Here is a 26,993-nt window from a genome sequence, read left to right on the forward strand (position 1 = left end):
ATTTAAGAAAGTTGTAGCACATCTTTCATGGTGAATAATCCTTTTTTATTTATAATCCATTCAGCCGCTATGACAGCTCCTAAGGCAAAACCTTTGCGACTAAATGCTTCGTGACGAATGGAAATGGCGTCTATATCCGAAGTGTACTCAACGATATGTGTTCCTTTCACATCTTCTTCTCGTATCGCTTCTATCTCAATAGCAGGTTGATTGGATGATTTCTTCTCGCTTTGCGGACAAAACCAATCTGTATAAGCGGAGTGGTTGTGTAACAAATCTTGCGCAATAGAAATAGCTGTACCACTTGGTGCATCTAATTTCTGAGTATGATGTATTTCTGTTATTTTTGGTTGATACTCAGGATGAGGTGACATGAGCTTTGCTAATTGTTCATTCAATTGGAAGAATAAATTTACACCTATGCTAAAATTGGATGCATATACTAGAGAAGAGTTGTTAGATTGAACTAAATCCTTCACTTTATCCAAATGTTGATGCCATCCAGTTGTTCCAACCACAGTAGGGATATTTGCTTTAGAAAGTAATTCTAAATGTGCTAATACAGAACTTGGCGTAGTAAATTCAATGGCTACATCTGCCTGAAGTACCATTTGTTCAGTTAGTGGATGCTCAATATCCGCTTTAGCAACAACTTCATGACCACGTTCCAAGAGAATCGTTTCGATTTCTTTCCCCATTTTACCGTATCCTACTAAGATTACTTTCATGATTTGTATTGAACGTAGCAAAAATACTATTATTTGTTTTCTAATTGTAATTTAGGGAGAATTTAACCTCAATTTAACCGCAAAGACCGCGAAGTTTTGGCGCAGAGGTCACAGAGGTTTTTGTGGAGGAGGTGTTTATTTGAAACACATAGGCACATAGGGAACATAGTCCTTTTTCTATGTGTTCTATGTTCATTTCAACAAGTTCAATGCAGGTCTATGTGTTTGATTATTTGTTAAACACATAGGGGACTTATCTAATTTCCATACATCTATGTATTTAAAAAATTAATAAAAAACTCTTCATTCTCTCATAAATATCACTATCTTAAATAATAAAAAGAAAATGTTAACCAAAAACGACCTAAACGATTTAACCTATGAAGATGTAGGAGCAGCCATAGAAGTACACAAAGAAATTGGACCAGGGCTACTTGAATCTGTATATCACAAATGCTTAAAAGAAGAACTTCGTTCGCGATGTATTATGTATCAGTCAGAATTAATAGTTCCAATTGCCTATAAAAACATCGAATTTGAAGCAGATTTACGATGTGATCTATTTGTAGAAGGTTGCTTAGTTGTTGAATTAAAGGCTGTTCAAGAAATGCATCCAGTATTCGAATCCCAACTATTAACTTATATGAAGTTATTAGAAGCCCCAAAAGGAATTTTAATGAACTTCTTTTGTAATAACTTTTTTAAAGAGGGGCAAAAAACATTCGTCAATGAATTATTTAGAGATTTATCAGAATATTGAAGGAGAAAACACAAAGGGCATATGGAATATAGGATACTTAACTATGTGTTCTATGTTTCTATGTGTTTGATTATTTGTTAAACACATAGGGAACATAGAGGGGGTAAAGTGTATTGCTCTGTTAGGCACTGAGGTTGCAGCTTTATGGTTAATTAATGAAACTTAAGGCTTATCGATAGCCCCGGAGTATAGAAATCATGCATAGAAGGGTAAATTGACATGGATAAATCTTTTGATACATCGAAGCGTACAAAATGTGCTTCTGCAAAGGCATCTAGAATATTTAATCCATATACAGCTACACAGGCGAAAATCATTAAATCACGGTTTGTTCGTTTACTTTCAAAAAGTTGTAAAATTCCTTCATTATCATAGCTCCAATATTTAGGTAACTCAGGGTTAGGTTCTCCATTTTTAACGCGGTATAGATATTCTTCTTTTAGTGTTTTTTGAGTAATATGATTCTTTACAGCAAAATATCCTGTAACACCAAGGCCAGCATATATAATAGGAACTTTCCAATAGGCTTTCTTCTTGCCTTTCGGCATAGCGATATGGTTATAAATTTGTCCAGCACCAGGAAGAAGAGATAATAATGCGGCCTTCTTTGGTGAATGGAGTGTATCCTTCTCTTTGGATTCATTTACTTTCTTTTCGGGTGTAGCTTTTACGGCTAAACTATCTTGACTGTATAGGGCAGAAGAAAAGAAGAGAAAGATGATAAGAACCAAACGCATGGGTTATCCATTCAAAATTTCGATAATACGGTTTAAATCAACTTCAGAATTAAAGTTTATAATCAATTTTCCATTTCCTGAAGCTTGTTTTTTGATTTGAACTTTTGCCGCCACTTTTTCGGAAAAGGAAGAAGTAAATTCAGCCTGTTTACTGGAAATATTTAGAGTACTCTTTCTTGAGTTGGTGCCTTTATCATCTTTGTCGTTACGGATTAAATCTTCTAAATCCCTCACTGATAAAGCATCTGAAAGCGTTTTCTTAAAGAATTTCAGCTGTTTATTTACATTTTCTATACCTACTAGAGCTCGTGCATGTCCCATAGAAATGTCTTGTTCCCTAACTGCTAGTTGAATTTCAGCCGGAAGTTTAAGAAGTCTAAGGTGATTTGTAATAGATGTTCTGCTTTTAGAAATTTGTTTAGATAATTGTTCTTGTGTAAGGCTACATTCTTGAATCAGTCGTTGGTATGAAAAAGCAACCTCCATAGCATTTAAATCTTGGCGTTGAATGTTTTCTACCAAAGCCATCTCTAACATAGATTGGTCATTAGCAACACGGATATAAGCAGGAATTTCTTTTAATTTAGCTATTTGAGAAGCTTTGAAACGACGTTCCCCAGAAATCAATTGATACTTATCTCTGCCTAGTTTTCTAACCGTTATAGGCTGAATAATTCCGTGAGTTGCAATAGATTCACTTAGTTCTTTCAATGCTTCTTCCTCAAAATTAGACCTTGGGTTAAAAGGATTTGCTTCAATAGAATCAATCGGCAAAAGTGCAACTGAACCTAATACAGAAGCATCTGAAATATCGTCAGAAGTTATATCAGTTAATGAACTTTCCAATAAAGCACTTAAACCTTTCCCAAGTGCAGGTCGTTTTTTTAAATTAGAGCTCATCATTCAATGAAATTTTTTGATTGTCGTTTGATAATTTTTCTATTTCCTCACGCTGGATTATTTCTCGAGCTAAGTTCAAGTAGTTGATAGCGCCTTTGCTAGCTGCATCATGCATAATAATCGTTGCGCCAAAAGAAGGAGCTTCTGCTAAGTTTGTATTTCGATGAATAACAGTGTCAAAAACCAAATCCTGAAAGTGAGTTTTCAATTCTTCAACTACGTGATTAGCAAGTCGTAAACGAGTGTCATATAAAGTAACTAATAAACCTTCAATACTTAAGTTTGGGTTTAATCTACCTTGAATAATTTTAATGGTATTGAGTAATTTCCCCAAACCTTCAAGGGAGTAATACTCCGATTGAACAGGAATGATAATAGAATCTGCTGCCGTAAGTGAATTTACTGTAATCAATCCTAAGGAAGGAGAGCAATCAATCAGGATATAATCATAATTGTCCTTTACTTTTTCGAGCATAGCCTTCATCATATACTCGCGTTTTGGCATATTAATCATTTCTAATTCAGCCCCCACAAGATCAATATGTGAAGGAAGAATGTCAAGATTAGGATTATCTGTAGAAAGTATAACTTCTGATGGATGGATGCCATCAATTAAACATTCATAGATATTTCTTGTTTTTTGAGGGTCAAAACCTACTCCTGAAGTAGCATTTGCCTGCGGGTCAGCATCAACAATTAATGTTTTATATTCCAACACCCCAAAGCTACCGCCTAAATTGACAGCCGTAGTAGTTTTCCCAACTCCTCCTTTCTGATTTGCTATGGCAATAATTTTCCCCATTTGAATAGAATAATTTGATGAATAATTCAACAAGATACTGAATTATATCGAATTTTATTGTTAAAAATTTAAAATAATATCAACAGTAAATTTACCTTGTGAACAGTTGTTCTTTATAAATCTTCGTAGTTGAGTGAAGTATAATCAGATAGACCTTTATTATTGCTTTCTTCTTCAATTGTAAAGCTTCCATCTGCCTTTAAATCGTCAATCTTTTGTAAGACATCTCGTAGGGCGTCAGAGAACTTTTCAAAATCTTCTTTATACAAGAAAATCTTATGTTTTTGGAATTCTGGTCTTCCGTTTTGAAATTGCTTTTTACTTTCAGTAACAGTAAGATAAAGGTCATTGTTGCGCGTTGCTTTGATATCAAAAAAGTAAGTGCGTTTTCCAGCACGAACTACCGTTGAGTGAACCTCACGACCATTTTCATTATTCTTCTCCTCATTCATGGCTCAATGTTTATTTTTTGAAGTACAAATATTTTATTTTTATTTTTGTCATGCAACAATTTTGTGCACTTGTTGAAAACTTTCGTTAAAATTAAGAAAAAAAATGAAATAACCGTATGAACTATCGAAAACTATACATTCTTTTTTTATTAGTTCTTTTTTCATGTAGAGAACATAGAGAAGAAGCTCCTCATTCGATAGAAATTAATGATTCTACTCAGCTAAAAACTGAGGTATCTGTTTCTGAAATTAGTGAAATTGAACAAGTTCTCATTCAATATGGATTAGTTGATATCCAGAAGATTGATAGTACAATTAGGATAGATGTGAAGTATGCAACTACGGAGAATTTCATGCATAAGGTATTGTATGCAAATTATAGCAGAGTATATTTACAAAAGGAAGTTGCAGAGCGTTTAAAAAAATGCCAATCGGCTCTCAAAAAGAAGGATTCAACCCTGTCTTTATTAGTTTATGATGGTGCGCGACCACTTTTTGTGCAACAAGAAATGTGGGATGGTATGGATACGATCCCGATACCAGAGCGTACCAAATTTTTAAGTAACCCAAAATCTGGAAGTTTACATAATTTTGGGTGTGCGGTTGATTTAACAATAGTAGATGTGAAGACAGGAAAGCCTTTAGACATGGGTGCTGGTTATGATGATATTCGTAAAATTGCTTATCCTCGATTCGAGACTTATTATTTACAACTTGGGGAGTTATCCCCGTATCAAATCAATAATAGAAAATTATTGAGAGAAGTTATGAAAGTAGGGGGATTTTGGGTAATTGAAACGGAATGGTGGCATTTCAATGCTTATTCAAGAGATAAAGCGAAAGAATTATTTGAAATAATTCCATAGTTTATTTACAAATTAAATATATCACCATCTTTTGCAACCACGGTATTATTAAAGTGTATTCTTGCTTCTTCGAGATGTTTAGAATCTGTGTTGTAGCGTGCAGACAGGTGTCCTAAAATTAATTTCCCAACTTTTGCTTCCTGTGCAATTTTAGCGGCATCAGATGCAGTAGAGTGATAAGTAACTTCAGCGCGACTTCTTTCTTTTTCTGCAAAAGTGGCTTCATGATATAGCAAATCAACTCCCTGAATATGCTCAACAATTGTAGGGTAGTAAGCAGTATCTGAACAATAAGCGTATGAAATAGTTGGTTTTGGAGGAAAGGTAACGTCTTCATACCTCACGTGTACACCGTTATTGTCGATTATGTCTTCTCCATTCTTTAATTTATCTATATATGCAATGCTTACTCCCGTTTTATCAAATGCTTCTTTATCTAGACCTCGTTTACCTGTCTTTTCATTTATTCGGTATCCAAATGTGGCAATTCTATGGTGTAAAGGAAAAGCCTTAATTTCAATGCTTTTATCTGAAAATACGGTTATAACTTCTTTCTTTGTTTCTAATTCTTTAAATTCAATAGGCATAACAACAGGGAGGCCAATTATTTCAAAGAGAGAAAGTAAAAAACTTTTCAATCCTTTAGGGCCAATAATCAATAAAGGAGAATTTCTACCTAATAACTGCATGGTTCCAATAAGACCGGGTAAACCAAAAATATGATCTCCATGTAAGTGTGAAATAAGGATAATCTGAACGTTTTGGAATTTGAGTCCGAATTTTCGCATTTGGAGTTGGGTACCCTCTCCACAATCAATTAATATTTGACGCTGATGGCATTGAATAAATTGTGCTGAATTCCCTCTTCTTAAAGTAGGAATAGCAGCTCCAGTTCCCAAGATGGTGATTTTAAAATCCATTATGCTTGATCCATCAACATCTCAGCTTCTTTACATGTTTCTGTAATAGTTAGTATGCGATGTAATTGTGAGATTTCTATGAGTTTTTTAACATTAGGCTGTAAATTACAAATGATGAACTTTCCATTATTGTCTTTACACATGCGATAGCAATATAAGATAGTATTTAGGCCAGTAGAATCGCAGTATAGAGTTTGTGATAAATCAATAATCACATTTACAACCTGCATTTCTTCTAGTTTCAGTACTTCAATTTTTAATTCAGGAGCAGAAATTCCATTTAACTTTTCTACGTAAGAAGTTATTAGGTGATAATTTGCGCTATGTTCTACCGAAAATATCATGCTTTCAATTATCTTTTAATTTTTGCAGCCAATAAATAAATTACTGCCATTCTGATTGCAACCCCATTTTCCACTTGTTGTAAGATGATAGACTGTTTACTATCCGCTACATCGCTTGAAATTTCAACACCTCTGTTAATTGGTCCAGGGTGCATAATAACAATATCCTTTTTTAAACTATCTAATAATTTCTTATCTAATCCGAACAACATAGTATATTCCCTCAAAGATGGAAAATATTGAATATCCTGGCGTTCTAATTGAATACGTAGCATATTGGCTACATCACACCATTCAAGGGCTTTGCGTAAATCGTGTTCCACCTTTACACCTAATTTGTGCATATCTTTTGGAATAAGGGTTGTTGGCCCACAAATCATTACCTCGGCGCCTAGCTTTTGAAGTACAAAAATATCAGAATTGGCAACACGAGAGTGAAGAATATCACCAATGATAGCTACTTTCTTTCCTTTTACTGTCCCTAATTTTTCACGTATAGAATAAGCATCCAATAATCCTTGAGTTGGGTGTTGATGTGTTCCATCTCCAGCATTTACGACCTTGGCATTTACGCGTTCTGATAAGAATTTAGCAGCTCCTGGATTGGGATGTCGCATGACTACCATATCTACTTTCATAGACAAGATATTATTTACCGTATCAACTAAAGTTTCACCTTTTTTTACCGAACTGCCAGAGGCGCTAAAGTTAACTACGTCAGCGCTCAAACGTTTTTCAGCTAGTTCGAAAGATAAACGAGTTCTGGTAGAGTTTTCAAAAAATACATTGGCAATAGTAATATCTCGAAGAGTAGGTACTTTTTTGATGGGGCGATTGATAACTTGTTTGAATTGATCAGCAGTTTCGAAAATCAATTCGATATCTCTAGTCGTAAGTTCTTCTGTTCCAGTTAAATGTTCAACGCTTAGATTATCCATACAGCTTTGTATTATTTTGATTCGTCTTTCACTAATGTGTACAAGACTACTTTATCTTTTCCTTCTGTCTCTTTCCATTCTACAGATACCTTTTCCGAAACAAGTGTATCAACTGATTTTCCAATATAATTAGCTTGAATAGGTAAATGTCTTTTGAATCTTCTGTCTATAAGTGTAAGTAATTCTACAGAATTAGGGCGACCAAAGGTGAGTAGTGCATCTAATCCTGCTCGGATGGTTCTACCTGTATATAATACATCATCAATCAGAACGATATCCTTATTTTCAATTGAAAAATCAATATTGGTTGTGCTAGGAATTAAAGGCCTTTCTCTTCTTCTAAAGTCATCACGGTGAAAAGTAATATCCAAGGTTCCGCACTGAATTTCTTTCTTTAATAATTTCTCAATAAGGGATTTAAGTCTATACAGTACTTGGATACCTCGTGGTTGTAAGCCAATTAATACTGTATTTGAGAAATCATCGTGATTTTCAATGAGTTGTCTACAAAGTCTATGCAATGTGAGTTCGACTTGTTTCTCGTTAAGAATTACTTGCGTTTCCATCGAGAACAAATATAAAGATTTAACTATGAAAAAAAGTCATGCAGCTACATATTAATATTAACAAGATACTAACGATAAAAAGAAAGAAAAATGAGGTAAAAAAGACAGGAATCATTTACCTGAACCTTTGAAAACTATTAAAACAGTGTATAATAATATTTTGATATCGAGTGCAATAGACATATTCTTTAAATAGAGTAAATCGTATTTCATTCGCTGTAGCATTTGTTGGATATTTTCTGCATATCCATACTTAACTTGGCCCCAAGATGTTATACCTGGTTTCACCTTGGTTAATTGTAAAAATTGTGGTTCAATTTCAGCGATTTGGTCAATATAGAATTGTCGTTCAGGTCGTGGTCCAACGAGCGACATATCCCCTTTGATTACATTGAAAAATTGAGGTATTTCATCCAACCTGTATTTTCGCATAGTTTTTCCAATAGGAGTGATTCTACTGTCTTTACTAGAGGATAATTGAGGACCATTTTTTTCAGCATTCACATACATTGTTCTGAATTTTATGATTTTAAATGGCTTTCCATTTTTGCCAATTCGTTCCTGTATGAAAAAGATAGGTCCGGGGGATGAAGATTTAACTAAAATGGAAAATATAATATATACGGGGAACAATAAAATTATAGCAATGAAGGAAGCGCTTAAATCCATGAGTCGTTTAACGATAAATTGCCAGTGTGGCATTAGCTCATCATTGATTTCAATGAGTAAAGCACCAAAAATATTGGTCATTTTTACATGTCCACTGAGTAAATCAAACATGTTGGAGGTAATTTTAATTGTTATATCTCTTCCTTGAAGTCGGTTAATTATACTCTTTAGTTTTTCTTGTTCGGATGTATCAAGCGCAATGATGACCTCTTCAATTTGATTTTTATCAATTATGCTTTCTAAATCATCCAAATGTCCTACGTGCGTGAGTAAAGAAGATAATTCATCATCTACTCCGTTTAAATTGACAAAACCGATAAAAATTGAACCATTTCCTTTTGGTTGAGATTCTAATTCTTTATAAATACTAATTGCTTTAGAACTCCCACCTATCAGGAGAGTGTGGAAACCTATTTTTCGTTTACTTGTTAATTGCACCACATAATTTGTGATGAATAACCTCGGGATTAAGGTGGAGATGGAGTGAATGAAAAATAGCATCAACACCAATTTGTAGTAATCTTTATAATTGATTACTTTGTCATCTAGCATAAGGAAAAAGAAAAGCCCTATGGTTCCCAATAAAAATGTTTTTAACGAAATCGAAATAATTGGAATGACATATAGTTTCTTAAAGTTGGTGTATGTGCCCATAGAAAAATAGAGTGTCAACCAGAAAAATGGAATAAGAAAAACGCCTAAAATAAAACGCTCGGAAACTTCAAACGGAATATTTTCAATGTAAACCTTTCTAAAATAGAAGAAAAGAGCCCAAGCAATTGCCGCAGTAATAAAATCAAATAAAATAAATATATTTCGAATTCGGTGTTGATTCATGTAAATTGCTGGCTATGGGTAAATTATCTTTAAGTTATCGATGTAGAAATACCTATCACTTCCTTTTTTATCTTTGATTAAGGTAAATTGTATCTCATTATTGGGAACATTCTGACGATAGGAGATATTTTCTTTTAAATTAATGTACATGTGTTTCCATACGGCTTTTCCTTCTGTTTGTGGATTTACCTGCAAATAATTGTCAACAAAGAAATCTCCATTTCCATAGGCTATGGTACTAATCAACGCAGAATTTGTATTCATATAGTCAAATTCTAGATATACGTTTGTTCCAAATTTAGGTAAAGATTCACCAAAATTGGTTACAAACATCACCAATGAGTCTTGATCAGTTAGTATGATTTCTCCATATTTATCGCCCCATTTTAATATAGTGGGATCGTTGTTTCTTCCAACTGTGCCAACAGATTCTGTGGATACGTCGATTTGCATGCTTGGGCTTTCAAAATCTTCAATTAAGAACTTTAGATTTGAATAATACCTTGTTTTTGGAGTATATGAAACTGTGTCATTCAACATCAAATCAATAGTAGTTGTTTGCTGCTCTGCAAAAGGATACCTTACTTTAGTTAAACTGATTCCATTTTCTATAATGCCTGGAATGAACACAAATTTGTGTTTTCCACTACCAATGACTGGTATTTTAACTGGTAACTCAAAAGTTCCTAGACTTTTTCCATCCATTGTGATAAATATTTGAGAAAGATTATGAGTCATTTCTCCTTGCGGATTAACTGCGTCTGTATTTTCTTCCAAAATCCATTTATCAATCTTTAACCAAGAAACCTTGGGTTGTTCTTTTGCACAAGCGCCAAGTAAGAGTATGGAAAAAAGAAAAATGGAGAAGGAAATTTGTTTCATGTTAATAGATATTAATTCAATAACGAAGCAGTTGTTTAAATATTACTTTCAACTGGTCTAAAGGAGTCTAAAATTCGTTCGGCAATTTCTAAAGCATATAAACCATCTTCAAGAGTAACGATAGGAGTGGTATCATTATTAATAGCATCCCCAAAGGTTTTTAGTTCTTCTTTAATCGCATTAACTTCATTAATTTGTGGCTTATTGAATAGAATTTTTTTAGCAGGTTTGTCTATTCCCATATCCAAAACCATATCAAAAGGCCCAGCTTCTCCTTGAAGTTCTTCCATTTGTACAATTTCCATTTCTTTATCAAGGAAATTCACACTGATATATGCATCTTTTTGGAAGAATCGAGATTTCCGCATATTTTTGAGAGAAATCCGAGAAGCAGTTAGGTTAGCTACACACCCATTGTTAAATTCTAATCGAACGTTCGCAATATCGGGAGTTTCCGAAACAACTGCAACACCTGATGCAGAGATCTTACGCACTGGGGAATTTACTACTTTCAAAATGATATCAATGTCGTGTATCATCAAATCCAATACTACAGGAACATCTGTTCCTCTCGGATTGAAAATAGATAAACGATGTGCTTCGATAAACATAGGTTGATTGAGATAGGGAAGAGCTGCTGTAAAGGCAGGATTAAATCGTTCTACATGTCCCACTTGAACTTTTACACCGGCTTCTTTTGCTAAAGCTAATAGCGTTCTAGCTTCTTGGGAAGTATGCGTAATAGGTTTTTCTATGAAAACATGCTTTGATTGTTTAATTGCTAAAGCCGCTAGTTCATAATGGGCAATAGTTGGGGTAACTATATCAATACAATCTACGGCTTGGAGTAACTCTTCTGGAGTGGAAAAACCTTGGCAGTTAAAATCTTCACAAACAGTTGCTAATTGTGTCGGACTACTATCATAAATTCCTACTAATTCAAATTGATCAGTTAGTTCTTTTATTAATTTTAAATGTATTTTACCTAAGTGTCCTGTACCAATTAACCCTATTTTCAACATGTTTTCTGTAATTTGTTACAAATATATGACATCTATACGAAGTTAATCCTTCCTAATTTTATTTTATCAACAGAATCTTGTCAAACTAACTTTTTCTATTCAACAATCAAAACCAAATCATCAGTGTTTACACGTGCTCCTCCTGTTAACTCTATATGACTAATTTTCATCTCTTTAGGAGCTACAATAGTTGTCTCCATTTTCATGGCCTCCACAATAAATAAAGGCTGATTTTGGGCTACTTTCTCTCCTTTCTTAACTAACACTTGTGACAGTAAGCCTTGTAATGGAGCACCAATTTGTTTATCATCGCTTTTATCTATTTTTTTATTTTCTTTTGATTCTACTTTAACAGATTTGTCTTGAATTCGAATATTACGCATTTGTCCATTTAGCTGGAAGAATACACGACGACTACCTTTATCATCTGCTGGACCTATAGAAAGTAGCTTTACAAGGAGCGTTTTTCCACGCGCAATTTCTACTGTTATTTCTTCCTCTAGTTTCATTCCAAAGAAAAAATTAGGAGTAGGAACAACAGAAACATCACCATATTGACGGTAAAAAGTTAAATAATCTGCAAAAACCTTTGGATAGAATTTGTAAGATAGGAAATCCTCAAAAGTTAAGTCCGTTCCAAATTCCTTCTGGAAGACTTTGAATTCTTTCTCGAAATCAATAGGAGGGAGGAGTTCACTTGCTCTTTTGGTAAATGGTTTCTCATCTTTTAAAATGATTTCTTGTAATTTTTCTGGGAATCCATGTGCGGGTTGCCCTAAATCCCCTTTAAAGAATTGCTTAACAGAATCGGGGAAAGAAATTTCATGCCCTTTTGCGTAAACATCATCCTTCGTATATCCGTTGGTTACCATGAAGAGAGCCATGTCACCAACTACTTTAGAACTTGGTGTAACTTTTACGATATCACCAAACATTTCATTTACTTCAGCATACGTTTTTTTAATATCTTCAAACTTATCATTTAATCCTAGTGCTACAGATTGGGACTTTAAGTTTGTGTACTGTCCACCTGGTATTTCATGTCTAAAAACTTCAGCAGAACCAGCTTTCATGTCTGATTCAAATGGATAGTAATATTCACGTGTCTTTTCCCAATAGTTTGAATATTGATTTAATGATTCGATATTCATTGGGTTTTCACGTTTATGGAAGCGCATCATTTCTGCAATGGCATTTAAATTAGGCTGTGAAGTATTTCCAGATAAAGCACCTAAAGCACAATCAACAACATCAACACCTGCTTCAATAGCTTGTAAGTACATGGCAGATTGTAAAGATGAAGTATCATGCGTATGTAAATGAATAGGGATTTTAACGGCATCCTTTAGCGCACTGACTAATTCCTTGGCAGCGTATGGTTTTAATAAACCTGACATATCTTTAATACCCAAAATATGTGCTCCTGCATTTTCAATGTCTTTTGCTAGTTGAATATAGTATTTTAAAGTATATGTCTTTTTAGAAGGATCCAATATATCACCTGTATAACAGAGAGAAGCTTCCGCTAATCCATTTGTTCTTTTACGCACCATTTCGATACTTGGTGCAATATTTCCCATCCAGTTTAAGGAATCAAAAATTCTAAAAACATCAACACCATTTTGCCAAGATTTCTCGATGAATTTTTCGATTAAGTTATCTGGATAAGAAGAGTATCCAACTCCATTGCTACTTCTGATTAGCATCTGAAGTAAAATATTAGGAATGGCTTGACGAATATCTTGTAAACGTTTCCAAGGACTTTCATTCAAGAATCGCATACATACATCAAAGGTAGCGCCACCCCATACTTCCATACTGAATAGTTCGGGGTTGTTTTTCACATAACCTTCAGCTACTTTTAGCATGTCATAAGTTCGCATTCGAGTTGTCAACAAAGATTGGTGTGCATCCCGGAATGTGGTGTCGGTATAATGAATTTTCTTTTCTTTTTTTAACCATTTAGAAAATTCATCAGGCCCCAATTCAGTTAACAAATCTTTAGTACCTTTTGGGTATGGGTCGTAATGATTAAACGAAGGAACGACTGGCTTTTCAAATACTACAGTTGGATTAATGATTTTCACATCTGGGTTCCCATTTACAGCAACATCTCCTAAGTATTTTAATAGGCGTGTTCCACGGTCAAATCTAATTTTAAAATTAAATAAGTCGGGATTTTGTTCAATAAAGTTTACAGTCGCATTTCCTTTGATAAACGTTTCATTGTTTACTAAATTTTCTAGGAATGGAATGTTGTTTCGTACACCACGGATACGGAATTCTCTGAGAGCACGATACATTTTACGAGTGGCATCCTCCATTGTATTTCCGTGAGCACTTACTTTTACCAACATGGAGTCGAAGAAAGGGCTGATTTTCATACCTGGATAGGTGCTTCCTTCATCCAAACGGACCCCAAATCCTGAAGCATTTCGATAAGTCACCATGGTTCCATAATCTGGCTTGAAATCATTGGCAGGATCTTCGGTGGTAATTCTACATTGTAAAGCGAAACCATTAGCCTTTATAAGCGATTGGTCAGGTAAATTAATTTCCCGATCCGAAAGTTTGTATCCATCAGCAATATGAATTTGAGCTTTGATTAAATCATGCCCCGTAATTAATTCAGTGATGGTATGCTCAACCTGTATTCTTGGGTTAACTTCAATGAAATAAATATTTTCTTCCTTGTCGACTAAAAATTCCACGGTCCCCAAGTTGCTATATTTCACTGAGGAGCATATTTTAACAGCATAATCGTGAATTTTCTTTCTTGTGGTTTCTTTTAAGTTGGCAGCAGGAGCCACTTCAACTACCTTCTGAAAACGTCTTTGTACGGAACAGTCACGTTCTAATAAATGTACAATATTTCCGTATTTGTCAGCAACTATCTGTACTTCAATATGTTTTGGATTATCTATGTATTTTTCAATAAAGATTGTATCATCACCAAAGGCATTTTTCGCTTCACTTTTAGCTTCTCTATATCCTTTTATTAAATCGTCATCATTTCTGACTACGCGCATTCCTCTTCCACCTCCTCCAGCTGCAGCTTTAATCATAACTGGATACCCAATCCTTTTTGCTTCTTTTAAAGCGATTTTATCATCTTTTAAATCTACTTTGTTACTTTCTATAATTGGAACTTTAGCTTTAATAGCAGCTTCTTTTGCAGCCACTTTATCGCCTAATGCAGCCATAACTTCTGGAGTGGGTCCTATGAAAACGATTCCATTTTCGGCACATTTTCTAGCAAATTCTTGATTTTCTGACAAGAATCCGTATCCAGGGTGTATAGCGTCAGCTTTACATTCTTTGGCGATTCCTATAATTTCTTCAATATCCAAATATGGTTTTAATGGTTCATTTTCCTCTCCAACCTGATAGGCTTCATCTGATTTATATCGATGAAGTGAATATCTGTCTTCATAGGTAAAAATGGCTACAGTTTCAATATTTAACTCATTACAGGCACGTGCTATACGTATAGCAATCTCACCACGGTTTGCAATTAGGATTTTTTTAATGGTCATTTTAAATGAAAGAATTTAAATAATTTCTAGAAGGAGTACAAAAGTATCTAATTATTCTACTTTAAATTTACTCGGAATGAGGTAGTTATTAACAAATTTTCAAGATATATATTTTCTGTATGAAGTACCCGTTGTGTATTTACAAAAGATAAGTAAAATCAATAATTTCTGCTATATTATGGATTGTATTGAATTTGTAGAAATATAAGAAATAGGATTTATCAAAAAAATAGGCCCCGAGCAACCAAGGTTCTTGGGGTGAAAATTGTGAGGGGAGACTATCGGTCGGCTTTGCCGACCGCCTTCCCATCTCTATGTATTGTCGTCCCGACGGACGAATTAGTGTCTGGGTCTATGATTTTAATCTGAGGTTTACTCTAAATGCACAACAGGTTATAAAGTATATATTTTAGAGTATAAATGGATTCTGCGGAAATAGTCTGCTCATATCCATCTCTTAGTTTTGTAAAACAATTATCTTTGACTTAATTTAATAAATAATATGAACATTGTAATTATCGGCCCAGCATATCCTTTTCGAGGTGGTTTAGCTTCCTTCAATGAAAGAATGGCAGTTGAACTCCAGAACGAAGGGCATCAGGTAGTTATCTATACATTTACGGTACAATATCCAGCTTTTCTTTTCCCTGGAAAAACACAATATTCCGAAGACCCAGCCCCTACAGATCTTAAAATTATAAGAAAAGTAAATACTGTGAATCCTTTCAATTGGATTAAAATAGGAAGAGAAATCAGAAAACAGCAGCCTGATTTAGTTTTGACAAGATATTGGTTGCCTTTTATGGGACCTTCTCTGGGAACGATTTTACGCTGTATCAAACGGAATAAAAAAACTAAAATAATTACACTATTAGATAACATCATTCCACACGAAAAACGTATCGGAGACAAGTTGTTAACAAGATATTTTGTGAAACCTATTGATGCATTCGTGTCTATGGCTTCGAGTGTACAAAATGACCTAAAACAATTTGATACAGTTAAACCTCGCGTTTTGACACCTCACCCTATTTTTGATAATTTTGGTTTACCTGTAAGTAGGGCTGAAGCGGCCGAATTTTTAAAGGTTGATAGTGAGGCAAAATATATGATGTTTTTTGGGCTTATTAGAGATTATAAAGGCTTAGATTTATTGCTCAAAGCTTTTGCACAATCAAAAGCTAAAGGTAGTGTACGATTGATTATTGCAGGAGAATATTATTCCAATCAAGAACAATATGAAAAATTGATTGATGAGTTGAATCTTAGAGAATTCATTTTTCAATACAGTTATTTTATTAAAAATTCAGAAGTAAAATATTTCTTCAGTTTAGCTAATCTGGTAGTTCAGCCTTATAAAGATGCAACGCAAAGTGGAGTGACTCAAATAGCTTATCAATTTGATGCTCCCATGGTGGTTACAAATGTGGGAGGACTCCCAGAAATGATACCTGATGGAAAAATAGGATTCGTTGTGGAACCAGAAATAGATGCCATTACTCAAGCTATAGACACCTATTTCAATGATGATTTAGAGCAAAAATTTAGAGTTAATTTTGAAGAAGAAAAAAAGAAATATTCATGGGCTCACTTGAATCGCTCTCTACTTGATTTATATAATCAAATAAAAGAATAAGTTGAGATATAAAGTATTGGAAGTAAATCCCTTTCGAATAGGTCAAGTGGGAGATAGTGATAGGCCCATTACTAATAGATATGGAGGTGTTATTTGTAAATACGCCTATTGAGTGTACGCCGATACTAGGATTTCAGAATGGAGTACTGGTAAAACCGATTTTTAATTCTCTTTTTCTAAATTAACATCTCCACGTTTAAAACACAACAGTCTCCCTTGTTGAGATAGTATTTTTAAATGTAATTTTGTTATAAATCTAGTAATATGAAATTTATTGCACATTTTTATAAGTTAAATCATGATTTTTCTCCTGAATTTGCAGAGGCACATCATGAAGGTAGAGAGTCTGAAAATAATCGTAGATATGATTGGGAAGATGAATTGAATATTAAAGGAGATTTCAAAGATATTAGAATTGAAAAAAATGCTACATACACCTTACAAGGAGAAAAAGATGGAAAGCAATTTAGTGAAGCTATTCCTCATATGATTTTGTTTCATTTTATTGATAATCAAGAACAGACTACTACTTTGGCATGTTCTGAAAGTCTGGTGAATGATTATACTATTGATAAAAACGAGAATGGAATCACCTTAAATGTCATTCTTGATGAATTAGAAACTCTTACAAATCCCGTTGCAGGGGTATATATTAATATTCTTGATTTCCCCAAATTTTTAATCTGATGTTGTTAACAGTTGATAATATCGGTTTTTCGTATGGAAACAAATCAGTTTTTGAGCAGGTTAGTTTTTCCCTCAAACCAGGAGAAATTATAAGTATTGTTGGACCAAGTGGAGCCGGTAAATCAACTTTATTGAAATGTTTAGCGGGGGTGCTTGACGTTCAAAATGGACGGATTCTACTTGAAAATAAGGAGGTTCATGGTCCCAAGGAAAACTTGATTCCTGGGCATCCTGAAATTGCATTGGTGAATCAAATTTTTAAAATGGATGATTTCTTCACAGTTCGTGAAAATATTGCCAATCAATTACATCATCTTACGTTAGAACTAAGAGAGCAATTTACGGATGAATTATTGTCCATATTTGAGTTAGATGATTTAGCATATATTCCATCTAAAGATATTTCTGGAGGAGAGCAGCAACGTTTAACTATGGCATGTGCATTGGCAAAAGAGCCCAAATGCTTATTGTTAGATGAACCTTTTGTTCATTTTGACGTGCATCTCAGTAAAAAGATAGGTGAGTACCTACGCAAATTAGCGATTATCCGAGGTATGGGTGTAGTTTTGGTTACACATAACGGAGTAGAAGCCTTGTCTTGGTCTGACAAGATTCTTTTTATGAAAAATGGAAAAATAATCCGAAAATATACAGCTCAACAAGCCTATAATCATCCAAAGAATTTGTATGAGGGGAGGTATTTTGGAGAACTCAATAGTGTGTATGTAGGGGATAAACAGATATTATTTAGACCAAATCATTATTCATTGGAATCTTCAGTAGATAAGGTTGAAATTGATGTAAAATGGACACATTCTTTATTTAAAGGTCCTTTTTATGCTAATTATTTTAAGTTGGATAATGGAAAAGAATTAGTTTTGTATGCAGATTCTGAATTAGAATCTGTACAAAAGGTTTATGTTTAGCAAAAATAAAGAAGAAGGAAGAAGTTTATCTTGGCAAGAATTATTTGAACTTGGCAAAGAAAGTATCCAACAGTTTTTATTAGGAGACAGTTTCATGCATGGAGCAGCTCTGGCATATTATGCCGTGTTTGCATTAATCCCGATTATTTATTTAGCTATCTCTTTCTTTGGACTCATTGTAGGGCAAGATAGGATTATAGAAATAGCAGGTGAGCTCATTAAAAATAATATGGGAATTGTTGATATTTCTACACTTACCGAATTAATGTATAAAGCAGGTTTAGGAGGAGGAAGCACCACATTTTATAGAGCAATTGGTATTATAGCGGTTATATTTACCTCTACAGCTATGTTTAATTCGCTTAGTAAGAGTATCAATGTGTTTTATGGAATTAAAATAACTAAGAAACACCGCGCTTTCTTAAACCAATTATTAAAGAGATTGATATCTTTTGGTGTAATGGCAGCACTAGCTTCTACAGTCATTATCCTTTATTTTGCACAATCGCTGCTGATAGCCTTCAGTACTGAATTGCTTTCCTACATTGGGATTGAAAAAGGTTTCGTTTCATCTTTAATAGAACATCTATCCATTATCTTTATCAATTTTATTGGATTTATGATGATATTTAAATATGTGCATGATGCTAGAGTATCATGGAAACTAGCTATGACTGGCGCCTTCTTTACAGCCATTCTACTATATTTTGGTCAGTTGCTCATCAACTATTATCTAATAAATTATTTTTATGCTAATAATATTGGTATTGCAGGAACTATTTTGATAATTCTTTCGTGGATATTTTATACTTCTCAGATTATTTTTATTGGAGCAACCTATACGTCGTTTTATGCGAAGAAATCGGGAAATCCTATCTTGCCCAAATAATTATTTGCATGTTTCGCAGTATAATCTCTTGATTAAAAAGTTACGCTTTACCTGAAAATCCTTATTTACCCATTCACACCAGCGAGTTGGATTTAAACTAACGGCTTTTTTATGTACATTTAAATAAATTTCTGAATCACTCTCGTAATTCGCATAATTCATTGTTTGTGCAAGGGTAAAAACTCCGTCTTCATTTAATTCATCTTTCTCAAAACGAGGAAGTAAAAATTCCACGGCTTCATTATAAGCACTCCAATAATTAAAGAAAAGAGCCAAATTAGCGTCATCTTCAGGAGTAAACGAAAGAAATTTAAAATAGCTAGTGATATATTGGAATGATTTAGAAGTGTTTTTTGAATCATTAATTTGTCCATAATACTGAATAAAAGCTAAATTTAAGTTCAATAAAACTTCATCTTTTATGTTCTGTGGAATGATTTTTTCAATTTTCTGAGGGTGAATTACATTAGATAAGCGTTGAGTTGAGATATCCCAGTTATCTATGTAATATTCACTAATAAGCGTGTACAAAATTAATAGGTTATTTTTCGCATCATCATCTAATTCATCAGAACGATCTAGCCAATTAAATAGAAATTCAGTAACAGCTTGAGAAGCATATCCATAATTCCTTGTCATTAAAGCTGCATAATTCGCCACAACTTCAGGATGAGTTCGGACGTACTCAACGATTTGTGCCTCAAACAATAAATCTGAATCATATCCAGACTCATTATAAAGCGTATATAAAGCTTTATTTACAAGATTTTGGTTATCCATAATAACTCCAGTTCTTAAATTGAAAGAAGCAAAGGATTCAGTCCCTTTTACGTCAGAATAAGTTCCGTAATAGTTTATAATAGCATCTGATTTTCGTTGGTTAAAAAACAATGAGTCCCATGGAATGATAGAGTCACGCTTTGGAAGGTATTTCCTAAATGCAGCATGGGATAATTTAGATAAATTATCCAACATATAGTAGTTTAATTGAAAAGCCATTAAATCCCAGTTTTCACGAGCAATAACCCTTATTTGATTGTCAGATACTCTTAATTCATTTTTCAAATGATTTTTAATAAACTGGGCGCGTGCATTATGAAGTTGAGCATTTTTAGCAGAGTCACCTTCTACAGAACTAAATGAATTGATTTGAATTGAATGAACTTTTTTTATGCTCTTGTCAATTTTGGGCAAGGAAATAGATGTAGCCTGGTCCGTGTTGAAGTTGTAACTCACAAGTGTAGAACGGATGATTCCAATATCTGTTAAATCTACCTCCACATCTTTGAGAATTGGGGTCAACCTCTTTAACGAGTAATCTTTTTTGGGAATGATGGCAGGGCAGAAGTATTTACAAGCCTTATTGTCTTTGATAACAATGAGAGATGGGGAATATTCTTTCCCATTCATTTTTGCAGGTATATCTCCTACCTTAGTAATAATTCTATATTCACTCTCTGCACGGTTGTTTTTTAACATTTCATCTCTGTAGTATGGTTTGAGTAAAATTCCATCATAGATAGGAGATGCATCTAGTTGATTGGCTGTACCACATTTAACTTGATTAGGAGAAACCAAGTCTATGGCAACTCCATCGTTTGGGCCAGAGAAAATTGCATTAAAAGTTTCAATATTGTGGTAGTACATTATCACCTCATTTCCTTCGATGACAAGACTATTTCCAAGATTCATCATAAGATTCGTGTACTCTTTACTATCACTTTCACAGCCATCTCCTGCTAATTCTAATCCAAAACTATTGTTCGAAAGTTGATTCTTAACAATATATCCTTTCTTTGCCATCAATAAGGTAACGAAAACAACACCTTTTGTTTCATTGGCTTTGAACCCAAAATCTCCCACATTAAATTCTGGTTCTACCAAACTAGCATAGTGTGGGATAGAATTATACCAGCCATTATATATAGAATTTACTATTTGTTCTAAATCTTTCTTTTTTAATGGGAATTTGTAAGAGGCAGTTTGAAATAAATTTTCTCCAACAGCTTGGTAACCTCTACCACCAAAAGCTTGAATTCTTTTTTCTGGAGTGGCAAACTTTCCAGATTTTTCTTCACTGCTTAAAATAAAGTTCTGTGCCATGTATTTACTGTGGTATTCAGCAGCTCTCCTTAATGTATCATTAAAATAGAGTGGACTTAATCCTTTGCTAACTCTTAGATTATTTATTTTAGCAGAAAGTTCTTTAATCAGATATTTCTTATCTTTAGAAGATACTTGTGAAAAGCCTATTACAGGCAAAATCACCAATAGGAGAACTAAGATTCTATTCTTCATAGAGGAAGTCAGTTATGTATTTAATTTGTTGTTTTTCATATATAATGATAAACAAATTTAAAATTAATTTAGAGAAAATAGGAGTGGAGGCGTAAATAGATATCAACCTTTATTCTTGTTTTGAAGAAAACGTACACATGTAATAATCTGTCGTACATTTATAAAGAACGTATAAATATCCAAGGAGTAGAGTAGACTATAATATTCTTTTCAATATTTCTGAAATTTCTTCTGCATGGGTTAAAACCATCATGTGACCACCTCCTTGAATGGTGTATGTGTATTTTTGAGATCGATAAGGGAAAATCTTATCTTGGGTTCCGTGGATGGTAATAACGTTTTCTTTTATTGTTTCATTTTTCCATTTAGAGATAGCACCAAACGCCCATCTTAGGAATGTTTTATCTGTAGCTCGAAGAATCTGATATAAAATCTCTTTGGATTTTTTGGAAGTCGCCCCAAACATATAATTCGTAAATGGATTGTGACTCGCTACGGGAGCTAAAGGTAAAATTTTACTGAGTCCTAGTTTTCCGATTACTTTCTGGAAAGTGGGAATCTCTTGTTTGGTTTGAATGGAAGAAATTTGAATAACTTTTTCTACTTCCCTGATTTTTGCAATCTCAAGTGCTATCATACCGCCAAAAGAAAGTCCAATAAGAATAGGTTTTTCAGAAGATGGGATTTTATCTATGGCTAATCTACGCGCATAAGACGCAAGTGATTCATTTGAAAAAGGAGGTATCCAATCTATAAAATGCGGGGTGATTTCCCCAAAATCTAACAACTGGAACGCTGTTTCATCTGCTCCAATACCGCTAATAATGTATATAGGATAGTTCATGGAGTAGAGATATTCATTAAAGAGGATAGAAATAGTTGAAATATAACTTTCGATAGTTTTTTTCTTCTTCCGGAGATAAAATTATTTGTTGCCAGCTCAGGGGACGTTTTTTAATTTCCCAACGAAAATACTCTACACGTTCTTCCGTTTTTTCGATTTGGTCCATAGGATAAATCTTCCCGTCAGGGTGATCATGATAGGTTGCTGTTTCAATGTCACCCTCTTTAAAACGCAGTGTAACATTGGATGCATAAATACGATTCATGCCTTTTCGTAATACAACAATCGTAGAATCATTTTCATCTTCTTGCTCAAGAAAATAAACTGTTTTAGCATTTGACTCAATATCTACTTTGCGGATTTCTGTAGAATCAAAATATGCATTCATAAAAGTTCCTGCAACTTGGTTGTAATAATTAGTAGAATCTACATGTGTGACGACTAAACCTTGTTTGCGTATATATGCCTGTTTGATGCGGTCATTTTCCTCAAAAATAGTAATAGAATCTCCTGTTAATTGTGCTTCTCGTGCCCATAGAATAGGTTCTTTATACATATTCATTTCGCCAATTTTTCGGTTGTAGGTAAGTGAATCGCAAACCCCTTGCATATCACCACGGAATAATTTCACATTGTTATAAGCCAACATTAATGTAGGTTCATTTAATGAATCGGTATAATTATGTAGCGTATCTGCATGTATGTAGAGTGTGTCTTTTTCATCAAAACGTTTAGCAAGCGCATGTCCCGTAATAAAAGCATATTTGGTTTTCCCATTATTTACTGCATAATCTCCCTGAAAACCGATGTTGTGAGAGGTATCTATAATCGAAACACGTTTTCTTCCAATGTATAGACTATCAATAGAGGAATAATATAAGCTATCGGCCTTGATAAATATATTCGGCTGATCTATATAGGCATTGTTCTCTAAAACCCCTATATCCTTATTGATATCATACCATCCTTTTTCACAATACATTTTAATACTATCACCTGTGATATAAGTAGGGCCAAAAAAATGAGCAATTTTATTTTTCCCATTAAACTGAAGAGTGTCAGTTGTTATAGTATAATCATCGTTCTTATAAATGACATCTTTTCGAAAGTTGAATTGTTCTTTTTTAGGGTAGAAATAGCCAACTATACTACTCAATTCATCATTAGAGGTGATACTGGAGATAACACCTTTGTTTTTATATATTCCAATACTTCGTTTTAAATCATAATCTAATGAGTCAGTTGTTAGTTTATACTCATTATTTCGAATCCTTACATTTCCAAACAACTTAGCATATTCCTTTTTTGTATCAAAATGAATGGAATCGCAAAACATATTGAGCGTATCTTGTTGATTAAGATGTATTTTACCAAAAGCTCGAATTTTATCGTTGACTAAATTGTAATATGCCGAATCACAATAAAGTTTTGAAGTTCCTTTTTTAAAAACAACGTTTCCTTTTATGATATAATCACCTGATTTCCCGTCTAATCTTATTTCATCAGACCCTTCCAAAAGCTCAATATATTCCTGACTCCATAATATAGGAGAAAAGAAAAAAAATGCGCCTCCAAGTAAAAGCGCAATTTTCAATATGTTGAACTTATTTTTCAATAACTATTTGTTTTCTAGCGTTTGTAAACGATCAGGTCCAACAGAAATTGTTTTAATTGGAATTTCTAGTAGTTTTTCTAAATAGTTCACATAATCTTTCAATGCCTGAGGAGCGTCTTTGAAAGAAGTCAATTTAGTGATGTCTGTTTTCCATCCCTTTAATGTTTCATATACAGGTTCTACTTTTAAATCTGATAAATCGAATGGAAGATAATCCACTTTTTTACCATCTATCAGATAGTGTGTACAGACTTTGATTTCATCAAAATCATCTAACACATCAGCCTTCATCATAGATAGTTCAGTTGCACCGTCAATCATGATGGCGTATTTTAAAGCTGGAAGGTCAATCCAACCACATCTTCTAGGTCTGCCAGTAGTTGCTCCAAATTCCCAACCTGCTTTTTGAATTTTGGCACCCACTTCATCATTTAACTCTGTAGGGAAGGGACCGGAGCCAACACGCGTGCAATATGCTTTAAAAATCCCTACAACATTACCTATTTTGTGTGGACTTACACCTAAACCAGTACAAGCGCCAGCTGTAATTGTATTTGAAGAGGTAACAAAAGGATAACTACCAAAATCAATATCGAGTAAAGTCCCTTGGGCGCCTTCTGCCAAAACTGTTTTCCCAGCCTTTAATGCATCGTTGATAAATTGCTCACTATCAATAACTGTAAGAGTTCTTAATAGCTCGATTCCTTCAAAGAAAGGAGTTTCTAATTCTTCTACATTGTATGAGAAACCAGGGTAATTATTTAGTATGTTTTTATGTTTATCAACAAGTGTGTTATATTTTTCTCTGAAATTATCGGTAAAAATATCTCCTACACGTAAACCATTTCTTCCAGTTTTATCCATATATGTAGGACCGATTCCTTTTAAAGTAGATCCAATTTTAGCAACTCCTTTAGCTTGTTCAGAAGCTTGGTCTAACAAACGATGAGAAGGTAAAATGAGGTGTGCCTTTTTTGAAATATATAAAGTTTCTTTAATAGGAAGATTATATGGTGCTAATTTATCTATCTCATTTTTAAAAATAACGGGGTCAATTACTACACCATTTCCGATAATATTGAGGATATTCTTTCTAAATATTCCTGAGGGGATAGTGTGTAAGACGTGTTTAATACCATCAAATTCTAGTGTATGTCCAGCATTTGGGCCACCTTGAAAACGTGCAATAATATCGTATTTTGGGGTTAAAACATCTACGATTTTACCTTTTCCTTCATCGCCCCATTGCATACCTAAAATTACATCTACTTTACTCATTTACTTAATTCATTAAATTGTTTAATAGCAGTTTGGTTATCTGCTGTAATATTAAAAATTGTATCTAGTTTTGAAATTTTTAAAAGATCGGCAACCATCTTATTGGGTTGTGTAATAACTAATTCGCCTCCACGATTTCGAATGTAAGTAAATACTTTTAACATTAAGTTTAAACCGCTGCTGTTAATATATTCGACACTACCAATATTTAAGATGAATTTTAATTGACCTTTATCCATTCTCTGTTTTACGTGTTCTATTAGTTCTTCATCCTTATCTTTAGATAAAATATCTCCAGAAAGTGAAATAATTCCAATGGATGATTCTATGTCAAAATCAAATGTAAAATTCAAGGCTTCTTATTTTTTAGTGGATTCATTTTTATCGTCCTTAACACGCTCTCCATAAAAATAAAGAGAATGATGGTTGATTTTCACACCGAAAAGTTCTTCAATGGTTGACTTTATATTTTGGATACGAGGGTCACAAAATTCAAGCAATTCCCCTGTATCTGTTAAGACTACGTGATCATGCTGTTTAAATCCATGAGATTTCTCAAATTGAGCTATATTTTTACCAAATTGATGTTTTCTAACTAGATTACATGCTAATAATAAATCGATGGTATTATATAACGTTGCACGCGAAACACGGTAGTTTTTGTTTTTCATTTTTATATATAGCGATTCTATATCAAAATGCCCTCCATAACTATATATTTCTTCCAAGATAGCAAAACGTTCAGGTGTCTTCCTATGTCCGTTCTTCTCCAGATATGCTGAAAATATGTTTTTTACAGTTTCTTGTACGTCTTCCATACGGCATCATCTTAAAAGACAAAATTAAGTATTTTGTAGTATGTGGAATCTTATTTTTTGTGAAAAATAAACAAGTTATGCACAAGATATGAAGATTGAAGTATTGTTTTAAAATACTACTTTTTTGTGATATAGTAAAGAGGGAATGCTGTGAAAATAACTCCAGCTGTTAGATTCCCTATAGTAACAACTATTTGATTCCATACCCACCAATCTGAAAATGATATATCGGCTCCTAGCATCATACCAGTAGGAATGACAAACATGTTAACTACTGCGTGCTCATATCCATGCGCAAAGAAGATGAAGATGGGTAACCAAATAGCTGCTATCTTCCCAATTGTTGATTTGGAGGTAAATGCCATAACAGCACCCATAGTAACCATCCAATTGCATAATAGCGCCTTAACAAACATAACTATGTATCCATCTCCTCCAAGCTCTTTATAAACTAGCGTTTTGCCTTCGGCTACTGCTATAATTTTTTGAGCAAGTAATGAAGTTGAAATATCAACATGACCATATTTGGTTATATATATCACAAACATAAACGCATAAAGCAAACTACCTAATAAATTACCTGTAAATCCCCACAAGAAGTTTCGAAACATTGGGAGCATCGCTGCTTTTTTTCTCATTACTGCAAGAGGAATCAGTGCAAAAGAACTGGTTACAAGTTCAAGATTTAATAAAAGTACCATAACAAATCCCGTAGGGAAAATTAATGCTCCAATAATATCCCATCCTGTTTGAGTGGCACCTGTGTAGGCAAGAGTTGTGGCATAACCAAGAAATGCACCCGATAAAATCCCTTTAATTAAGATTTTTAAAAGTTTTAATTCCGTTTTATTTTTACCTGCTTCTGATAGATTGTCAACAAGTTCGCTTGGGTTTACGTAATCCATAATGTAGTTTTATAGTTATTGTCATAATTAAGACAAATATGTCTTAAATTACAAAAAATCAGGGTTATTTTCTTAAAGAAATAGCGTAAAAAATGATATAAATCATTTTTAAAAATGATTTACTTATATGTTCTACTA

At 33.7% G+C, this 26,993-nt stretch carries 26 protein-coding genes; 6 read left to right on the forward strand and 20 right to left on the reverse strand.

Annotated features, from left to right (window positions below; translation table 11 throughout):
* Window positions 1–2 precede the first annotated feature (2 nt).
* The gene (gene dapB, locus M9897_07840) at window positions 3–728 is read right to left on the reverse strand and encodes a 4-hydroxy-tetrahydrodipicolinate reductase (protein MCO5268789.1); all 726 of its coding nucleotides are present in this window, start codon (window positions 726–728) and stop codon (window positions 3–5) included.
* A 346-nt stretch (window positions 729–1,074) separates the two neighbouring features.
* Here dapB and M9897_07845 point away from each other — a divergent pair, with 346 nt between their 5' ends.
* Entirely contained in the window at window positions 1,075–1,488 is a 414-nt protein-coding gene (locus M9897_07845; GenBank protein ID MCO5268790.1) for a GxxExxY protein, read from the forward strand.
* Between the two features lie 152 nt (window positions 1,489–1,640).
* On the opposite strand, the gene M9897_07850 is transcribed toward M9897_07845, so the two are convergent.
* The 4 genes from M9897_07850 to M9897_07865 form a co-directional block, all read right to left on the reverse strand.
* Window positions 1,641–2,225: a DUF5683 domain-containing protein gene (locus tag M9897_07850; protein ID MCO5268791.1), complete on the reverse strand. Its 585-nt coding sequence runs from the start codon at window positions 2,223–2,225 to the stop codon at window positions 1,641–1,643.
* A 3-nt stretch (window positions 2,226–2,228) separates the two neighbouring features.
* A complete protein-coding gene (locus M9897_07855; protein ID MCO5268792.1) occupies window positions 2,229–3,125 on the reverse strand; it encodes a ParB/RepB/Spo0J family partition protein in 897 nt (298 codons plus the stop codon).
* Window positions 3,115–3,927, reverse strand: a complete 813-nt coding sequence (locus M9897_07860) for an AAA family ATPase (GenBank protein MCO5268793.1) — start codon at window positions 3,925–3,927, stop codon at window positions 3,115–3,117. The genes M9897_07855 and M9897_07860 overlap by 11 nt, the downstream gene beginning before the upstream one ends.
* A gap of 113 nt (window positions 3,928–4,040) precedes the next feature.
* A complete protein-coding gene (locus M9897_07865; GenBank protein MCO5268794.1) occupies window positions 4,041–4,379 on the reverse strand; it encodes a PUR family DNA/RNA-binding protein in 339 nt (112 codons plus the stop codon).
* A gap of 116 nt (window positions 4,380–4,495) precedes the next feature.
* Between M9897_07865 and M9897_07870 the strand changes: the two genes are divergently transcribed.
* The gene (locus tag M9897_07870) at window positions 4,496–5,245 is read left to right on the forward strand and encodes a M15 family metallopeptidase (protein ID MCO5268795.1); all 750 of its coding nucleotides are present in this window, start codon (window positions 4,496–4,498) and stop codon (window positions 5,243–5,245) included.
* 5 nt (window positions 5,246–5,250) lie between these two features.
* Here M9897_07870 and M9897_07875 read toward each other — a convergent pair whose 3' ends face one another.
* The 8 genes from M9897_07875 to M9897_07910 all read right to left on the reverse strand — a co-directional run bounded on the left by M9897_07875 (window position 5,251) and on the right by M9897_07910 (window position 14,959).
* Window positions 5,251–6,165, reverse strand: a complete 915-nt coding sequence (locus tag M9897_07875; protein MCO5268796.1) for a ribonuclease Z — start codon at window positions 6,163–6,165, stop codon at window positions 5,251–5,253.
* Window positions 6,165–6,509, reverse strand: a complete 345-nt coding sequence (locus tag M9897_07880; protein ID MCO5268797.1) for an STAS domain-containing protein — start codon at window positions 6,507–6,509, stop codon at window positions 6,165–6,167. Before M9897_07880 ends, M9897_07875 begins: the two co-directional genes overlap by 1 nt.
* An 8-nt stretch (window positions 6,510–6,517) precedes the next feature.
* On the reverse strand, window positions 6,518–7,447 hold the full coding sequence (locus M9897_07885) for an aspartate carbamoyltransferase catalytic subunit (protein MCO5268798.1): 930 nt from the start codon (window positions 7,445–7,447) through the stop codon (window positions 6,518–6,520).
* An 11-nt stretch (window positions 7,448–7,458) separates the two neighbouring features.
* A complete protein-coding gene (gene pyrR / locus M9897_07890; GenBank protein MCO5268799.1) occupies window positions 7,459–8,013 on the reverse strand; it encodes a bifunctional pyr operon transcriptional regulator/uracil phosphoribosyltransferase PyrR in 555 nt (184 codons plus the stop codon).
* Window positions 8,014–8,124: 111 nt separating this feature from the next.
* Window positions 8,125–9,519 carry a sugar transferase gene (locus M9897_07895; GenBank protein MCO5268800.1) on the reverse strand — a complete coding sequence of 465 codons (1,395 nt, stop codon included), beginning with the start codon at window positions 9,517–9,519 and terminating at the stop codon, window positions 8,125–8,127.
* A 12-nt stretch (window positions 9,520–9,531) separates the two neighbouring features.
* Window positions 9,532–10,401 carry a hypothetical protein gene (locus M9897_07900; protein ID MCO5268801.1) on the reverse strand — a complete coding sequence of 290 codons (870 nt, stop codon included), beginning with the start codon at window positions 10,399–10,401 and terminating at the stop codon, window positions 9,532–9,534.
* Between the two features lie 35 nt (window positions 10,402–10,436).
* Complete coding sequence (locus M9897_07905) at window positions 10,437–11,423, reverse strand: Gfo/Idh/MocA family oxidoreductase (protein MCO5268802.1); 987 nt, start codon at window positions 11,421–11,423, stop codon at window positions 10,437–10,439.
* Between the two features lie 95 nt (window positions 11,424–11,518).
* Window positions 11,519–14,959 carry a pyruvate carboxylase gene (locus M9897_07910; protein MCO5268803.1) on the reverse strand — a complete coding sequence of 1,147 codons (3,441 nt, stop codon included), beginning with the start codon at window positions 14,957–14,959 and terminating at the stop codon, window positions 11,519–11,521.
* 502 nt (window positions 14,960–15,461) lie between these two features.
* On the opposite strand from M9897_07910, the gene M9897_07915 reads away from it, so the two are divergent.
* The 4 genes from M9897_07915 to M9897_07930 all read left to right on the forward strand — a co-directional run bounded on the left by M9897_07915 (window position 15,462) and on the right by M9897_07930 (window position 19,097).
* Window positions 15,462–16,595: a glycosyltransferase gene (locus M9897_07915; protein ID MCO5268804.1), complete on the forward strand. Its 1,134-nt coding sequence runs from the start codon at window positions 15,462–15,464 to the stop codon at window positions 16,593–16,595.
* 264 nt (window positions 16,596–16,859) lie between these two features.
* Window positions 16,860–17,282: a hypothetical protein gene (locus M9897_07920; GenBank protein ID MCO5268805.1), complete on the forward strand. Its 423-nt coding sequence runs from the start codon at window positions 16,860–16,862 to the stop codon at window positions 17,280–17,282.
* Complete coding sequence (locus tag M9897_07925; GenBank protein ID MCO5268806.1) at window positions 17,282–18,208, forward strand: ABC transporter ATP-binding protein; 927 nt, start codon at window positions 17,282–17,284, stop codon at window positions 18,206–18,208. The genes M9897_07920 and M9897_07925 overlap by 1 nt, the downstream gene beginning before the upstream one ends.
* A complete protein-coding gene (locus M9897_07930) occupies window positions 18,201–19,097 on the forward strand; it encodes a YihY/virulence factor BrkB family protein (GenBank protein ID MCO5268807.1) in 897 nt (298 codons plus the stop codon). Before M9897_07925 ends, M9897_07930 begins: the two co-directional genes overlap by 8 nt.
* On the opposite strand, the gene M9897_07935 is transcribed toward M9897_07930, so the two are convergent.
* The 7 genes from M9897_07935 to M9897_07965 form a co-directional block, all read right to left on the reverse strand.
* On the reverse strand, window positions 19,098–21,395 hold the full coding sequence (locus tag M9897_07935; GenBank protein ID MCO5268808.1) for a CAP domain-containing protein: 2,298 nt from the start codon (window positions 21,393–21,395) through the stop codon (window positions 19,098–19,100).
* Window positions 21,396–21,591: 196 nt separating this feature from the next.
* Complete coding sequence (locus M9897_07940) at window positions 21,592–22,239, reverse strand: alpha/beta hydrolase (GenBank protein ID MCO5268809.1); 648 nt, start codon at window positions 22,237–22,239, stop codon at window positions 21,592–21,594.
* A gap of 16 nt (window positions 22,240–22,255) precedes the next feature.
* Complete coding sequence (locus M9897_07945; protein ID MCO5268810.1) at window positions 22,256–23,833, reverse strand: hypothetical protein; 1,578 nt, start codon at window positions 23,831–23,833, stop codon at window positions 22,256–22,258.
* A 24-nt stretch (window positions 23,834–23,857) separates the two neighbouring features.
* A complete protein-coding gene (locus tag M9897_07950; GenBank protein MCO5268811.1) occupies window positions 23,858–25,132 on the reverse strand; it encodes an adenylosuccinate synthase in 1,275 nt (424 codons plus the stop codon).
* A complete protein-coding gene (locus M9897_07955) occupies window positions 25,129–25,485 on the reverse strand; it encodes an STAS domain-containing protein (GenBank protein ID MCO5268812.1) in 357 nt (118 codons plus the stop codon). Before M9897_07955 ends, M9897_07950 begins: the two co-directional genes overlap by 4 nt.
* A gap of 6 nt (window positions 25,486–25,491) precedes the next feature.
* Window positions 25,492–25,950, reverse strand: coding sequence for a transcriptional repressor (locus M9897_07960; protein ID MCO5268813.1), 459 nt, complete (start codon window positions 25,948–25,950; stop codon window positions 25,492–25,494).
* Window positions 25,951–26,066: 116 nt separating this feature from the next.
* Entirely contained in the window at window positions 26,067–26,855 is a 789-nt protein-coding gene (locus M9897_07965) for a formate/nitrite transporter family protein (protein ID MCO5268814.1), read from the reverse strand.
* Window positions 26,856–26,993 lie beyond the last annotated feature (138 nt).

It is taken from the genome of Brumimicrobium sp. (assembly GCA_023957385.1).
Classification (GTDB): domain Bacteria; phylum Bacteroidota; class Bacteroidia; order Flavobacteriales_D; family Crocinitomicaceae; genus Brumimicrobium.

Coding starts and splice junctions, on each gene's coding strand:
- M9897_07845 (MCO5268790.1), top strand. CDS start 1,075: ATGTTAACCAAAAACGACCTAAACGATTTAACCTATGAAGATGTAGGA.
- M9897_07885 (MCO5268798.1), bottom strand. CDS start 7,447: ATGGATAATCTAAGCGTTGAACATTTAACTGGAACAGAAGAACTTACG.
- M9897_07880 (MCO5268797.1), bottom strand. CDS start 6,509: ATGATATTTTCGGTAGAACATAGCGCAAATTATCACCTAATAACTTCT.
- M9897_07920 (MCO5268805.1), top strand. CDS start 16,860: ATGAAATTTATTGCACATTTTTATAAGTTAAATCATGATTTTTCTCCT.
- M9897_07870 (MCO5268795.1), top strand. CDS start 4,496: ATGAACTATCGAAAACTATACATTCTTTTTTTATTAGTTCTTTTTTCA.
- M9897_07965 (MCO5268814.1), bottom strand. CDS start 26,855: ATGGATTACGTAAACCCAAGCGAACTTGTTGACAATCTATCAGAAGCA.
- M9897_07850 (MCO5268791.1), bottom strand. CDS start 2,225: ATGCGTTTGGTTCTTATCATCTTTCTCTTCTTTTCTTCTGCCCTATAC.
- M9897_07925 (MCO5268806.1), top strand. CDS start 17,282: ATGTTGTTAACAGTTGATAATATCGGTTTTTCGTATGGAAACAAATCA.
- M9897_07865 (MCO5268794.1), bottom strand. CDS start 4,379: ATGAATGAGGAGAAGAATAATGAAAATGGTCGTGAGGTTCACTCAACG.
- dapB (MCO5268789.1), bottom strand. CDS start 728: ATGAAAGTAATCTTAGTAGGATACGGTAAAATGGGGAAAGAAATCGAA.
- M9897_07895 (MCO5268800.1), bottom strand. CDS start 9,519: ATGAATCAACACCGAATTCGAAATATATTTATTTTATTTGATTTTATT.
- M9897_07940 (MCO5268809.1), bottom strand. CDS start 22,239: ATGAACTATCCTATATACATTATTAGCGGTATTGGAGCAGATGAAACA.
- M9897_07960 (MCO5268813.1), bottom strand. CDS start 25,950: ATGGAAGACGTACAAGAAACTGTAAAAAACATATTTTCAGCATATCTG.
- pyrR (MCO5268799.1), bottom strand. CDS start 8,013: ATGGAAACGCAAGTAATTCTTAACGAGAAACAAGTCGAACTCACATTG.
- M9897_07935 (MCO5268808.1), bottom strand. CDS start 21,395: ATGAAGAATAGAATCTTAGTTCTCCTATTGGTGATTTTGCCTGTAATA.
- M9897_07905 (MCO5268802.1), bottom strand. CDS start 11,423: ATGTTGAAAATAGGGTTAATTGGTACAGGACACTTAGGTAAAATACAT.
- M9897_07875 (MCO5268796.1), bottom strand. CDS start 6,165: ATGGATTTTAAAATCACCATCTTGGGAACTGGAGCTGCTATTCCTACT.
- M9897_07900 (MCO5268801.1), bottom strand. CDS start 10,401: ATGAAACAAATTTCCTTCTCCATTTTTCTTTTTTCCATACTCTTACTT.
- M9897_07860 (MCO5268793.1), bottom strand. CDS start 3,927: ATGGGGAAAATTATTGCCATAGCAAATCAGAAAGGAGGAGTTGGGAAA.
- M9897_07910 (MCO5268803.1), bottom strand. CDS start 14,959: ATGACCATTAAAAAAATCCTAATTGCAAACCGTGGTGAGATTGCTATA.
- M9897_07930 (MCO5268807.1), top strand. CDS start 18,201: ATGTTTAGCAAAAATAAAGAAGAAGGAAGAAGTTTATCTTGGCAAGAA.
- M9897_07855 (MCO5268792.1), bottom strand. CDS start 3,125: ATGAGCTCTAATTTAAAAAAACGACCTGCACTTGGGAAAGGTTTAAGT.
- M9897_07950 (MCO5268811.1), bottom strand. CDS start 25,132: ATGAGTAAAGTAGATGTAATTTTAGGTATGCAATGGGGCGATGAAGGA.
- M9897_07915 (MCO5268804.1), top strand. CDS start 15,462: ATGAACATTGTAATTATCGGCCCAGCATATCCTTTTCGAGGTGGTTTA.